Origin of the sequence: Eisenbergiella tayi (assembly GCF_001881565.1) — a bacterium.
GTDB lineage: Bacteria > Bacillota > Clostridia > Lachnospirales > Lachnospiraceae > Eisenbergiella > Eisenbergiella tayi.
The window spans coordinates 817676-832784 of sequence record NZ_MPDJ01000001.1; the positions used below are offsets into that span (position 1 = coordinate 817676).

Annotated in this window: 12 protein-coding genes; all 12 read right to left on the minus strand. The window is 33.4% G+C overall.

The features are described from left to right. Window positions 1-10: 10 nt before the first annotated feature. On the minus strand, window positions 11-688 hold the full coding sequence (locus BLA28_RS03340) for an acylneuraminate cytidylyltransferase family protein (RefSeq protein WP_069156011.1): 678 nt from the start codon (window positions 686-688) through the stop codon (window positions 11-13). Window positions 689-702: 14 nt separating this feature from the next. After that, complete coding sequence (locus tag BLA28_RS03345) at window positions 703-2091, minus strand: surface carbohydrate biosynthesis protein (protein WP_069156012.1); 1389 nt, start codon at window positions 2089-2091, stop codon at window positions 703-705. A gap of 82 nt (window positions 2092-2173) precedes the next feature. After that, window positions 2174-3412, minus strand: coding sequence for a glycosyltransferase (locus tag BLA28_RS03350; protein WP_069156013.1), 1239 nt, complete (start codon window positions 3410-3412; stop codon window positions 2174-2176). Window positions 3413-3463: 51 nt separating this feature from the next. Beyond that, window positions 3464-4582: a glycosyltransferase gene (locus BLA28_RS03355; RefSeq protein ID WP_069156014.1), complete on the minus strand. Its 1119-nt coding sequence runs from the start codon at window positions 4580-4582 to the stop codon at window positions 3464-3466. Next, window positions 4579-5490, minus strand: coding sequence for a glycosyltransferase family 2 protein (locus BLA28_RS03360; RefSeq protein WP_009251304.1), 912 nt, complete (start codon window positions 5488-5490; stop codon window positions 4579-4581). The genes BLA28_RS03355 and BLA28_RS03360 overlap by 4 nt, the downstream gene beginning before the upstream one ends. Window positions 5491-5498: 8 nt before the next feature. Then, window positions 5499-6671 carry a glycosyltransferase family 4 protein gene (locus BLA28_RS03365; protein WP_169897199.1) on the minus strand — a complete coding sequence of 391 codons (1173 nt, stop codon included), beginning with the start codon at window positions 6669-6671 and terminating at the stop codon, window positions 5499-5501. Then, the gene (locus tag BLA28_RS03370; RefSeq protein ID WP_009251306.1) at window positions 6658-7068 is read right to left on the minus strand and encodes a DUF2304 domain-containing protein; all 411 of its coding nucleotides are present in this window, start codon (window positions 7066-7068) and stop codon (window positions 6658-6660) included. The genes BLA28_RS03365 and BLA28_RS03370 overlap by 14 nt, the downstream gene beginning before the upstream one ends. After that, window positions 7065-7772 carry a glycosyltransferase family 2 protein gene (locus BLA28_RS03375; protein ID WP_025486065.1) on the minus strand — a complete coding sequence of 236 codons (708 nt, stop codon included), beginning with the start codon at window positions 7770-7772 and terminating at the stop codon, window positions 7065-7067. Before BLA28_RS03375 ends, BLA28_RS03370 begins: the two co-directional genes overlap by 4 nt. Before the next feature lie 11 nt (window positions 7773-7783). Beyond that, window positions 7784-9850 carry a DUF2142 domain-containing protein gene (locus BLA28_RS03380; protein ID WP_071698886.1) on the minus strand — a complete coding sequence of 689 codons (2067 nt, stop codon included), beginning with the start codon at window positions 9848-9850 and terminating at the stop codon, window positions 7784-7786. Next, the gene (locus tag BLA28_RS03385; protein ID WP_069156017.1) at window positions 9828-11453 is read right to left on the minus strand and encodes a hypothetical protein; all 1626 of its coding nucleotides are present in this window, start codon (window positions 11451-11453) and stop codon (window positions 9828-9830) included. Before BLA28_RS03385 ends, BLA28_RS03380 begins: the two co-directional genes overlap by 23 nt. 78 nt (window positions 11454-11531) lie before the next feature. Next, a complete protein-coding gene (locus BLA28_RS03390; protein ID WP_069156018.1) occupies window positions 11532-12521 on the minus strand; it encodes a hypothetical protein in 990 nt (329 codons plus the stop codon). Next, complete coding sequence (locus tag BLA28_RS03395) at window positions 12514-15102, minus strand: YfhO family protein (RefSeq protein ID WP_069156019.1); 2589 nt, start codon at window positions 15100-15102, stop codon at window positions 12514-12516. Before BLA28_RS03395 ends, BLA28_RS03390 begins: the two co-directional genes overlap by 8 nt. Window positions 15103-15109: the final 7 nt, after the last annotated feature.

Genomic DNA, 15109 nt, shown 5'->3' on the forward strand with positions numbered 1-15109 from the left:
TTGTTATCTCCTATATTTCTTCGCCTTCATTCATCTGATACATTGCCTTCGCAGATACATAATCGTAGACATCATCAATATCCGCTGCTTCCCGCTTATTAACAATCAACTTATATGCTTTGGGGCCATAGTTATAATGCCATTCGATTATTTTATCTTTAGGCGCAAGATTTATTCCATTTGTAAAATGATACAACATTGGTAATTGTTCTGAGTTTTTATGTTCAAGTCCCATTTTGAAATTTACAGGTCCATTATCATCCATCAAATATGTCTGAAATGGGCAGCATGTTATCAGGGAATCATAGCCTTCATTCAACTTTTCAAAATACGTCGCTATCGCCTTTCTGTAAAGATACGGCTCGACAAGCGGTGACGTGGCACATGCCCACATGATATGTTCGTTGGGAACTTCCTTACAGATAAACTCCAAAAACATACCGAAAGGTACAGACTCATTTGCATATTTTTCAGGACGTTTCATTGCTGTAACACCTTCCTCTTCTGCCATTTTAAGCATAATGTCAGAGTCAGATGAGACAATAATATCTGTTATTTCCTCTACCTGCTTAAGCTGCCTTAATTTATGAATTAGAAGATTGGTTTCCCCGAAGGGCAAAATATTCTTATTGGGAAGGCGGGTACTGTTTCCTTTTACCGGAACAATTGCTGTTATTGTTTTTTTCATGACGTTATCCTCCATTATAAATCTTTATTATCCAACTGCTCTGCAATTCTGTTAACTATACTTTGTACTTCTATATCATTAGTTTGCTCAAAAGCTAAGTTCCTGGCTGTATCTTCTATTTTTCTGTGAGCGTCTCGCATTGGTTGTAATAACTTCCATTGTATTTTTTCGTTATTAAGCAGTTTTAAATATATGTTATATAAACAACCTAACTTGGAAACCTGATGAATAATACGGGTACCTACTCCCTGCTTTACCCTGTAATTATTAAGACTTTCTTTTGTTAATGTATAATATGGATTACTTAGAACTTCTTCAGCCATATCGGCAAACTTAACATAACTTGGTTTTTCCCAATCTATCGAATAGACAGTATCGATCAACTCCTCTTTAATCGGGAATTTCCCTCCCACTTCAAAAATACTTTTTTCAAAAGCCTCAAAAGTCTTTATTTTATCAGCCCCATTAATCATCTCCAACTCATAATCCTCAGAAGGTTCTATCGGGAATATCATATAACACATTTTTCGGGCAAGAAAAGCTTCAACAAATGTAGAACTATTGCCTGTATAAACTTTATCACTGATAACAATCCATTGTTTAATTGATTTATCACCAATAACCCGAAAATTGTCAAGCTTCTTTTCCAGCTTTTCTGCCTGATAGCTAATTTCAGCAGGATGGGGTCTGTAAATAAACACAATATCTTTTCTGCTCTCACAGATTTTGCTAATCCATTCTAAAATAATCGCCTTTGACTTAAGCATATATTCAAAATAATACTGTCTCCATCCCTCACCAAAACGTGTACACATTTTGTTTAAATAACTTTCATCTAAAGTATCTGAGAAGAAGGGAGATGCGAATAAATAGATTTTTTTATTTACGTCAATATCATATTGCTGCAAAAGTTCTTCCTTGGATAGATAATAGCCTCTAAGCTCATCCCGCAGGAAATCCATACCCACATGTCCGATTACCTTAACTTTTTTAGGATCCATACCAACAACATCAAGCATCCTGCGTCTATTCGCTTCTCCCCAGGAAACCCTTACTACTTCTTTTCCAATGCCGGAATAATTTTTAAACGCGTTTGAATTTTTTTCATCCATGGGATAAATAATATTTTCCCACTGTAAATCTATAGCTTTCTCAAATTTGACATACCTCTTAGTATGCCATTCCATAGTATCATTTCCATAACATGCCATCATAACTATAACTTTTGCATGATAGATAGGTTTTACAGCCTTGGCTGCTTTCTCATCTTCAATATGAATAATATGTGTACGATATCCCCGCCTATCCAATTCATATTTCATCAAGCAAATATTTTCAAGTTCTCTGACTTTATGTTCATAAATAAATAAATAATCCAATTCTATCGGCTTTTTCCCACTCATCGACGTCGTCCTTTTTCTTTTTAATAAACCTATAATATTATAACACGGTCCTTACTTTTTTAATAGGGTGAATGTCTTGATTTTATAAGCCCTCTAACTCCTGTATAAATCGGGGAACATTCTTATCTACATTAAAATTCTCTTCCCATAATTTAAAAGATGCCTGACGCATGCTTTCTTCTTTTTCCGAACCAGCATCCATTATTTCACGAATAGCTTCTGATATATCAGAAACCGAAGGATTTTCCGAAAGCAATAGTCCGTTCTTATCAATCATATATGGTATGTCTCCCACCCTGGTTCCTATAATAGGAATCCCATAAGACATAGCTTCCATTATTGATACCGGGCACCCTCCTTCTGTGGAAGAAGTTGTAATGAACGCTGAAATTTTATTACTTTCATAAAATTCAAGAACTTCTCTATTATCTACCTTTCCCCTGAAATTATACTTTATATTTGATTTACCTTTCAATTTTTTCTCTGCAAGAGTTCTTATTTCATTCCCCTGCTCTCCATCTCCAAAATGAATCCAATATATATCAATATCATCTATTCCAGCAAGGCCTTCTATTATCAAATTTACCCTCTTTAAAGAAATTATATTAGAGCAGCTGATAATTATCTTTTTACCGCTCTCAGTCCCTGGCTCCTGTCGTCCTGCTCTATGAACTCCCAATCTGCTGACTCTTGTTCTATTTATATTCAAATTTGGATAGGCAGTCAAATAGTAATTTCGTGGAAGTTCTGCAGCAAAAAAAAGTCGGTTTACCCTCTGATTTATAATGTTTTTAAAAGGCTGCCTGCCAAATGCATATCGCTCATTATACAAATCTCTTCCATGCAGCCTGGAAACTACTTTATATTTATGGTTTTTATATTTATGCTTTATGAGTGACAAAGTATATTCATCACACCAAAATGTATAAAATATTCCTTCAAACCGGGCTATATCAATATTATTATTTATAAATTTATAAAATTCTTCTGCACATGCATAAAACTCTATACTTTTCCAGGTTCTTCCAACAATATCCTTTTTCTGCTTTATGATATCAGCGAATTCCTTCCATCCACATATATCCAGCCAAAAAAGAAAAAAATATCCAATTTTTTTGAATATACTTAATTTTTGATGATAATGTAAATAATTAACATTCTTGTTTAAACCGGTCCCTATCTCATCAGAATTTGACGTTGATATCACTGATAATCTGAAATGTTCACTCAGGCTGGCAATTTCAGGTAGCACAAAAATGCTGTCGCCGCCGCCAAATCCATATGGATAATCTTTAGTGATTAAAATCATTTCTTGTTTCATGTAAAATGCATCCTTTAAACAAATCCACTTTATTTATACAGCCCCGCTTCTTCAAAAACCAATATACTCTTCAATTGGCTCCATAACATGGCACATATCTACTTTTTGTAAAGCATAGTTCCTGATTTCTTCAGTAATTCCGGCCATCCCCTGTGGAAGTTCGGACAGCCAGTCATAAAATTCAACAATCTTATTAATATCCGCTTTATTATTATTATTAGGTAATTCCAATGAAAACTGAAAATTTTCTAATGCACGTTCTTTGCAGCCGGTTACAATAGGCATCCCTTTTGCTAAATATTCTGATACTTTTAACGTACTTATACTTTGAACACCTACTTTATACAATCCAAATGCTGCCAGCGCAATATCAGCCTGATTATATATTATGTCTAAATCCTCTCCTACCTTACGCCCACAAAAAATTATATACTTATCTAACTTCAGTTTACTGCTTAAATGTTTTAATTTTTTCAGTTCACTGCCTTCTCCTACAACATAAAAAAAAAGCTTCCGCGTTCCGCCTTTCTTATAATACTCATATAATCCTTTTATAATTCTTTCATAACCATGTGAACGTTGCAGGTTCGCTACTGCTATCAGATTAATAACATCTGTCTTTTTATTATTCTTTCTACAAACCTTTGTAATATTTTCTACAGCAACGCCGTTCATTGTTTTTATAGTAGGTACATTAAAGATTATATCATTATCCGAATAGGTTACAAAACGATCTATTACATCTTTTAATTGCATTCTCCAAAATCTGTCTTTAAAATAAAAAGGCCATGTATTCCATTTAAGGAACTCATCCTTATCATAAGGATAAGTAAAAATTTCCACTACTATTTTGCACTCCGGGTATTTTCTTTTTAGACTTCGTAAAAAATTAATATACAGTTTATCTGCAAGTATTTTTCTTATATAAACAAAATCCGGAGACTGCATCTGTTCCAGAACTTCATCATAATTTCTTGGAATTGAGTACAGTGGCATTAGACCAATGATACGTTCTCCAATTTTTCTATTAGCAACTTTTATTTCTAATTCGCGCACATGGAAATGCCTGGATAATAACTCTATCTGATAATCTATCTTCCTCGCAACACCAATACTGCTTCTGCCTTCCGAATGAATATAATATCCATTCTTCACAATACTTTTCTTCACTGAACGCCACTCCACTTCCCACTTTTCTGTCTCATATAATCACATATTCCCAAACAACCGGCATATATCATTTTCCATTTTCCTTGCAATGCCCAAACTCCAAAGCAGCCCATTCTGTTTATAATATAATATAAAAAGAAAAATACAAACCGAAGCAACGGCATCCTTTTGCGCATACACATTATCCAATTACGGCTGATATAATACGCACAAGCAGGACTGCTGTTGCCTCCTGTAGATGCATTTACTTTATGATACATTTTGGCCATAGACGAATAACGGATTTTAATTCCCGCTTTTTTAGCTCTCAAACTATATTCTGTATCTTCATAATATAAAAAAAATGATTCATCCATAAACCCCAGTCTGCTGAACATGTTTCGTGGCATAAGCATACAACATCCATTTGCAAAATCACAATCTGTGTCTTCATCATATTGCCCTTGATCTTTTTCGCTTTCTCCACGACTTTTAGGCTTCCATACCAAACGTGAAAAAAAGCCGCCTGCATACCACAAGATATCTTTATCTGCTTCGAATAATATCTTAGGAACAATAATACTATTTGGATATTCCAATGATGTTTCAACCATTATTTTTATCATATCCTTTTCTATAACAGTATCATTATTTAATATCATTACAAAATCAGCATCTTCTGTCAAACTTTTTTTAATACCAATATTATTAGCAGCTGCAAAGCCTATATTCTGTGATAAATATATAAAGTTTACTTCCTTCCTGTTACTAAAACTACTTTTAAGTTGTTCCATTGAAGCATCTGTAGAATGATTATCAACTAAATATATATTTATTTCTCCCAACCAGTCACTCCGTAAAATTGAATTAATGCATTCTTCATTAAATCTTAATCCGTTGTAATTTACTAATATAACCGCTAATCTCATTCTTCTTCCTATTTCTTCAACAAAAATTGATACAACTCTTCAATTTGTTGTGTATTTTTCTCTGACATATAATTTCCCTTCGCCCACATATATGCTGTCTTACCCATATTTTCCAGCCATTGGGGATGCATAATTATATTCTCCATTTTAACCGCCAAGCTTTCAGCATCACCTGATTTAAACAACCAGCCAGTTACCTTATCCTGAATTAATTCAGGATTTGCCCCGGAATCCGATGCTAACACAGGACGTCCGCTTAGCATCGCCTCTATCGTAACTCTGCCAAATGCTTCCATTACAGATGCTACAATTTCCACGTCACATTTCCTCCGAAGAGCATTCATATCATCTATTCTTCCCAGAAGTTGAACTTCCTCCAGTTTATGGCTTGCAATATACTGCCGAAGTTCTTCATTATACACAACAGAATCTCTTGTACTTGCTACTGCGCCTGCTATTAAAACACAAAAATTTTCTATTCCTTTTTCTTTCAATAAATGTACTGCTTCTAATACTATTTTCTGTCCCTTATTTCTTTGTAAATTACCCGCAATTAAAAAAGTAATTTTCCGAGATTCTTTGTAGAAAGGACATGAATAATTTAGATATTGGGACGAAATACCATCATAAATCACTTCCACATTTTCAGTCAGCTCAGGATAATATTTTCTTAAACATCTGGAAATAAATACTACTCTTCCATCAATTGCCGCAACCTGCTTTAAACTCTCTTTACGCCCTTTTATAAACTTCAATTCATAATCCAAATCTCCAAATTCACGAAAATGCCACACATGCGCTATTTTACTTTTTTTAGCGGCCATATTTCCAATATCAATAGTACTGGAGTTGCTATGAACAATATCAATTTTATTTTTTTTTATTATTCTGCAAATTCTATAAGCAGGTATAAACTGCATAAAATGTAATATGCTAAACAAGGCTCTATACGCAACATTCCAATAACCCGGAGCCATCCACCACCCAAAAAAAACACCAAAAACAGGTATTCCCAATTTATTGAGTTTATCACCTACAGGACAATGTCTAAAAGGCAAAATAACAATTACTTCATGTCCTCTTATCTTCATTTCTTCTGCCATAGATACCAGACATAATGAAGCTCCTCCCAGTTTTCTTTCATGACCAATATATAATATTTTTAGTTTATTTTCGCTCAAACCTTTTCTCCATATCAACAAATTCATCTTTGTTGTCAGAAAACTGCCGGGATTCCAATTCACGTATGCGCTTTTCCATTATAGCCAGCTCCTGTACCAATAATTTGATTTTATTTGCCTGCCTGGATACAATAGAAGTTAAAGACATCATAATCATTATTACAAAAGCAAACGACATGATAAAAAGGCCGTTCATATTATCCTGAATTCCTATCACCTTTACGAATCCCCTTAATACATCCGGCCAAATAACTAATAATGCTAAAATAAATCCAGCAAACATCCACAACAAAGTATAACGTAACTCAAGTGTTTTATTTTTCAAAAAGATTAAAAGAATAACAAAATAGAAAAGCAAGGCGATAATCAGTACAATTCTTAATGTTGAAGGTATCATCTTTTCCTCCTTATACCATAACTGATTCTTCGAATGATAATAGCAAGCGTTACTTTTATCATATAATAAATCGAATTCCAAAATTTAATTGAACTTTCTCCGCCCTGCCGTTCATTCATTACAACAGGAATCTCCTTTATAATACCTCCATACATAACTGCAGTAACAATAGCTTCCGGCTCAGGATAATCATTTGAATAGTCCTGACAATATATATTAATATAAGTCCTGTTTACCGCTCTGAAGCCACTTGTCACATCATAAATTTTACTTCCTGTACAAACCTTGATCAAGAAGCTTAACACCTTTATCCCCATTCGCCTTGCACCAGATGACTGAAAGCCTTCCTTTTCCAGGAATCGGGAACCAATTACAACATCTGCTTGTCCATCAGAAAGTAACTTTACCATCTCTTCTGCATATATAATATTGTGTTGTCCATCCCCGTCTATTTGTATAGCTATATCATAATGACTTTTCTTTGCATAAAGATAACCAGCTTGTACTGCTCCGCCAATACCCAGATTTATAGGTAAATTTAATAATGAATACCCTTTTTGTTCGCAGATTTCTCCCGTTAAATCCATTGAGCCATCATTAACTATTAAATAGTCATATTCTGGGAACGTTTTTTGAATATTTGTTACTACCTTTTCAATATTCTCCTCTTCATTAAAAGCAGGAATAATTATTAAAACTTTCACTTTGCACCTCATTAGGAAATACCAAGAAATATCTTAAAAAAGCAATAAATGTATAAACATTCGGCCATAGAAAAATAATAGTATAGCTTCCGCACCTCTGAATATTCGCACAGTCTTCGTTCATTATACATTAAATAAAGAATAATTGGTATCCATACAATAAAATATCTTCCTTGAACACCATTTATAACAGTTGCATTCATAGGCGTTTCAATCAGCATGAGTAAATGAAAAGCGATAACCTCCACTCCAAAAAAGAATAGACATGCAGCCTTTTCTTTCATGCCGATAACAGGTGCTTTTTCACCTTTTATTCTGACTGCAGATGCTGCCAAAAGCAAAATAAAAAGAATAAGAATTACCCAATTTATGGTTTTGTCTGTCCACGCCATTCTATATCCCAAAAGACCACCCAGATAAAAATCGGCTTTATTCACTAAAGTTCTGATGAACAATTCTATAAATCCAAATAAATCAGTAAATAAATATGATATTCCATATGCCGTAACATTTGTTTCCGGAATTTTTTCTACCGCCTCAACTACTACAGGTGCCATATTAACTATACTTTTTGTAATTTCATTAGATGATATTCCCATCATTTTTTGCAGCATTGACCAATACGCATTAAAGGATGTAAAGAGCATTGCTAATGTTCCCACAGCCAAACTTCCCAGACTGATAAGCCATTTTCTTTTACTGCTCCCATAGTTTCTGGCCGAGATACACATAAAAGGTAACAAAAATAATAAATAAAATCCTCCCTTAACACATCCCAAAATTGCCGCTAAAATTAACAATATCAGACAATTTCTTTTACTTAATATTGCCGCCCTTGCTCTGAAGAATAATGCAACTATAACTATACAGACTGCCATAACAACAGAATCATAGGTAATACCCGTTGCCTGATAAATCCCCATGGGCAATAAAACAGTAAATGCTAATACTGACTTTAAATATGGAGATATTTTAATCGCATAAAAAGCCATTGCTGCATAAAACACAAAAAAGCAAATCTTAGCAAACAATATATTAAACCGTGCGCTTCCACCAAAAATCCTCCCAAGGGTTAACCCTATCACTCCAGGAAAATATTCAAAAAAACTGGAAGCACTTGTTCCTCTATATTCGTGACTCATTACAAGTTGATTATCAGCAGCCCGATTATCAAATTCATCTAATGTATCCCAAAAATGCTGCGCTACTTCATTCTCCCTGCGATAAATGACATAAATTTCATCAAATGCTTTTGCCTCATCAGTCTTCAAATAGACATAAGAACTTGTGTCCTTTTCATCCCATCCCAACAAAACATTCGAATAATGATAAGCCTTTGCCAAATGAGTTCCCCCATCATGAACAACATTGACAGACAAAAACAGCAGAAAAGTTACTCCAACAGGAATAATTAAACCTAAAAACAAATATTCTTCCGAAAGTCTGGTTTGACTTACCAGCAGCAATGAAATTATAATTATGAAAAATATCATCAAAAAAACTGCTGCTGCAAGATTTTTATATCGATTTGTATAAGTATGCGTACCCACCCCTACGGAATAATCTCCTGTCTTACCATTTATTATGGCAGGCATATCATATTCATCTGTTTTAAATCCAAAAATACCTAAGCCTTCCTCTCCCATCCCCTCAAACTGCAGTCTAAGAATATAAGGAGTCTTTTTTTTCCCTCCATTTTCGATAGAAATACAGACAGACTCACCATAATGTATTTCTGAATTTTCCACTTCTTTATAATATATAATTTCGCTCGAAGTCTTGTCCAGAACTGATATAAAAGTTTTGCCCGATATTTGATTCTCATGATCAGAAAAGTTTATTGTAGCAAAATCAAAATCCTTCGGGCTGATAAATTCCTGCTCAATAATATAATCATTTGTTAGGGAATATATAAACTGCTCTTCTCCAAAATGACCTATATGAGTTACATATCCGGGAATATTTCCACTTATTTCAGACTTAGCCATAAGCCATATAACACCTAAAAAGATACAGGCCATTAATAACATTATAACAAAATCCCGATTTTTAACTCTATCCATCAATCTTTTTACCATTTTTTTCACCACTTGAATATGCAATCGCTGTGATAATTATTAAAACTACCAGTGTTATTCCTAATGTTCCCCATATTCCCGAACTGATTACTTTACGTGCATATTCCATTTTTAGCATATTGCCGTCAAACTCATACATTGCACCCTCTGGGCCAGGATATTCATAAACAATACTGTTAAATGTCTCCGGAAGCGCTTTCATATCTATATACTTTTCTTCGCGTGCGCCACAGTCTGTGCTGCCAATTCCAATGTATATACTGTCGGGCCGATCAACAAACTTCGCTCCTAATAAAGAACATACAATAAATGAAAAAAACATAAAAAGTGTCAGTTTCCCGCTGAATCTAACTGCTGTTCGTACAAAAAACCGCAGAATCTTAACAGCCCATCCTATCTCAATATAATATTCTCTATTACAATTCGATAATAAAGGAACTTTCCGATCCATCCCGCGGATATTCAATATTTTAGAATTCTTCCCCATAGTCCCGAATAAATATTGTCCTATGAATAATACCGTTAAGTTTTTAAAAGAGGTATTAAAAAGAAAAGGCTCGGATACACCTGCAACTAACAATGATAACATTATCGCTAATCCACTCCATTTATTATTTCTAACCATATCGTGAATCGTAAGCATATAACCGACAATAATAATTGTAAAGAAAACAAGACCATATGACATCAAGGCTTCCGTATAACTGCAGTCTATTGCAAAGCCTCCTATACCAGGCACATTCGTCCCCCATAGATTAATCCCTAATTGCTCAATATAAACCCTAGTTGCCAAATACCTATTATTAAGAGCATTGTTAATCAGCCCAAAAAGTTTACCATCTCCATCAAGCACCATCGCCCCCACCAAAGAGAATAAAATACATATAGGGAAAACACACTGCAAAAAAATTCTCTCCAATCTGAACACTTCTTTCCGATTGGATAAATACAGATTAAAAAGCAATAAAAGTACTTCCAGCAGAAAACCAGTAAAGCTTACTGAATATAGAAAAATATATAAATTTCCCAACATAAGCCATCCTGTAATCTTCCACTGTCTACGTGGCTTTTGATTCCATATATAAAGGATAAATGCAGAAAGCACTACATAAGTTATATGAAGGACATTTGGATGCGTATAACCTAAACTCCACCTGAGAATAGGACCCAATCCTAATTTTTCATGAGCCAAAATCGGCCCTGTATATCCTCCGGCTAATGTACGCAGTATCATATAAGCAAAACAACTGCCCCAAAACAATGCCCCGATCTTAAATACCCTTATAATATCAATATTCTTCAAGCCAATTATTAATGCAATTAAAATCAATGCACTTTTATCTTTAGAATGTAAAAATATCCATACTCCAAAAAGCGCTAAAGGAAGCATCCACAGTATATCAACCACTTTATATTCTGTAAGCACTAACTTAATGCCCAGGAAAATAAAGGCCAAAATAAGACAGATATTGTATAACTGCATGCCCTCGTATAACCCAATCCCCTTTGCAAATAGCATTATCATCCAAAATAGATAATAGCATGCCTCATCTATCCTTAATGTAATATAAGTACTTTTTTTTATCTGATTCACTGAACTCATACGTTTTATTTTCCTTAGGCTCTATTTAAAGTACGGATTATTTAAGTCAACAATTTATGTCGAAAATTTATTAATTCATTACCAATAACAACCGCCTTCTACTTCCTTATTCTTATTAGGTGTTTCAGAACTTCTCGGAAATACCCAGGCATCATTAAACGATAATTCGGCCCTCGGATTTTCTATCCATCGCCTGCCTTTAATTCCAAATAGTATTTGCGTAACCCCGCCCATATGAATAACCTGTTTACCAGCTCTTTTAAGCATTGCAGCAAGCGGAAAACCATAGGCTCCACATCCCAGAACAGCAATATCAAAATCTATTTCCAACGCCTTATTATACATATAATCTAATGCATCAAACCAAGTGTCAAAACGTTCATCTTTTTCTCCAGCAATTGTCTGCACAGCTTTTAATGTTTTCAATTCAAACTCAGGCAAAACATTTGTACCTGGGAAAATATAATTTCTTTTTTTGTACTGTTCTTTGATTGACTCCTCAAACGGATGAATTACCAAAACTTTTTTTCCCTCTAAGGCCGATGACCATGGTTCTTTACAACGCCATGGTTCTAAATAATTCAAAAAAGATAATTTAACATCTGGCATGTATTCAGTAATAATGTAGTCATCCATTTCACAGTGCCACATAGCGAGCAAATCTGTATATCTGCATGATTCCAACATTAAATCTGTAAACTTTTCTGCCAATTTAGGATCATTTGGAAAAAACCCCGATAATTCTCCTAACCGAGCAAACCATTTATTAAATCTGGCTTCTATTTCAGGTGAGGTACCAAACATACGTCTTTTTAATACGCTGGTCATTACAGATAGTTCTGTATTTCCAAATCTGGCAGCCATAAATGGTTGTCCGAAATCAATTTGCTCTTTTAACCATCTATTCGTTTTCATTTTCCCCATTACTAATTTATTTGCATAAAAATGCATAACCGGGTCAAAATTGAAGTATTTTTCACAAATATGACGCCGAATAACTTTATGGAAATAAAAATTTCTAAATTTGCAACGTTTTTCATAAAATATCCATTTGCACTTCTTATTCATAAGTTTTCCACCTATTTTTTTTAATTACAATTAATGTAATAAATATTATCCATCCAATAATTGTCAATAATGTTCCAATACTTCCTCCAGGGACTCGATATCTCAATTCCACCTTATGCTCTCCTTTTATCAATGGAATTGCCATAAAACCAATATTAGCTTTTAATATTTCTGTATCTTTCCCATCTACCTTGGCCTCCCAACCCTCGCTGTAAGGAATGCTTAGGAACAAAAATTTATTATCGGTTACATTTATTTTTCCTTCTATAGTGTTATTACTGAAATATACATCCTCCAAACACTCTTTTTTTAAATCGTCCACCTTACTTTGCAGTTGTTCTATTGAATACCAAAATAGTTCTATATTATCAATAGTTATCTCCATATTTTTTTTAAACTTAATCAAAATTTCCTGATTTTCAGGATTATTGAGGTTGACAAAAAAATCATCTGTCCCAATATAATAGGCATCCATTTTATTTCTGACCTGAATACTTTTGTTTCCAATATAAATATCGCCTGTCAATCCTGAACACAACTCCAAACCATTTATTTTGAGGTATACTTCTCCCTCTCCTTCTATTTTGGGATAATTTATCTTTATTATACTTTTTTCGGTTACATACATTTTATCGTTTTTCTGTTTTATATTAATATAGTCAATATTATAATTAATTTTATTATCGTAACTTTTTCCTAAATCAATTGTTTCGTCGTATTGACTATTCTCACTTATAACTACTTTTTCCAATAATGTATCCATTTTTTCAAATTCATTAAGACTATCAAAATTTTCCTTATCTATTGAATTTTTATAAGTGAAACCAAATGGCAATACATAAGTGTTTTTTTTCAGTAATGGAATTATATTATTTCCATCTATAAAATCATCTTCATAATACCGAACTGATAAAATACTCTCTAATACACTTCTCCCATCAATACCTTTCAAAATATGGGATACGGACCTGATTCCTGGTGAAATTGACATTTCTTTAAAAAACTGATAAATATTATTATTAGTAATTGAAAAATATTGTACTGTCCCTTTATAATTTAAAACCATTGATGCACCAAGGGAAGAATCAAATGCATCCACTCTGTAAAAACCTTCCTCATCCTGAATCCCGTTTACCACACTATTTTCTATTTGCGGATATACAGCTTTATTTCTCAAAAAACCTCCGCTATAACCATCACCTCCCAAGGCAACAGGACCATTTATATACATACCATTTATACAAACGTTTAATATCACATATAATAACAAAAATTTTGTATATTCATCCTTTTCTTTATATTTTTTCTTTATTATGTAATAAATAAAAATTAGTGCCAGTAAAAGCATGTATATTCCTGAACGGAATAAAGCAGCTTTATTTCCAGTACTGTAAAAATATTGTATAAGTATAGTAGCCGCAATTAATATGCAGCAAACAGTTATTCTGATTTTATTAAATGATATTTTTTCCTGCAAAACTTGCGCAGTGAAAACCGCACCCCAAAAATAGACAATATAACTCCACCTATCAATATTATACGAAAATCCGTTCATCACTATTCCGGTTGCAGGAATAAAATACGCAATAAACGAAATCATCAGTAATAACTTGAATCTTTTGTTAAGAATTTTTCTTCCTAACGTAATACAAAAGCATATAAAAATCAGAACAGGCAGACCTAATCCGTCACTCCACCCCCTTGGCACAAACAAATAACTTATAAAACCCTTATAACTCTCTAACGGATAACTCAGAAGTTCTTTCAATGTTAACGCAGTCCTATCCGTCCTGCTGCTGTCAAAATAACCTGCTAATGCCGGCAAAAACATAAAACCAGCCATTGCAATACCCAATATATAACGCCAGATAATTTGCAGTCCCACGGATAAAAATCTTTTAGCTGAATATGTATTTGAGGTAGTATAGCGTACCATAAAATAAATAGCACAAAAAAGAGTTTCTATGTATAGATAATAAAAACCATTTAACGCCTGAATAAATATTATAACGACAAAGAGGTTCGTACCTTTTTGTTTATCATCAAATACCTTATCAATTCCCAAAAATAATAGAGGTAGCCAAACAACAGGATTTAAATTTTGGTAAAATTCCAATCCTGTGACCAGAGAAAATCGGCTGAAAACATAAAAAAATACAGTAATTAATATATACTTATAGTTAATCCCATGATATATACAAAACAAAGAATACGTTATTCCTGATACATATAGCTTTAACAGAACAATAAATGTAAATAAAATATCTGTTCTTTCTGGCTTTACAAAAACAGAAATCAAAGTAAAAATGTCCCCAAATCCTAACCAACTTAAAGCCGGTATTATACCTTCACCTAACCCAAGTGTAAAATCAAACTCCTTTATACAAAATCCATGTAATATCCAATCTCTCAGGTAATTACCTATATATATTAACACAGGATAAGTCTGATTAAACCCATCACCATCCCTTATAAACCCATTACCTTTCAATAAAAACGGCATAAAAATCACTATGGAAATAGCAACAAACAGCAAACTATATATGAAAAAATAATACTTTTTCTTACTTAAATTAAACACTACGATA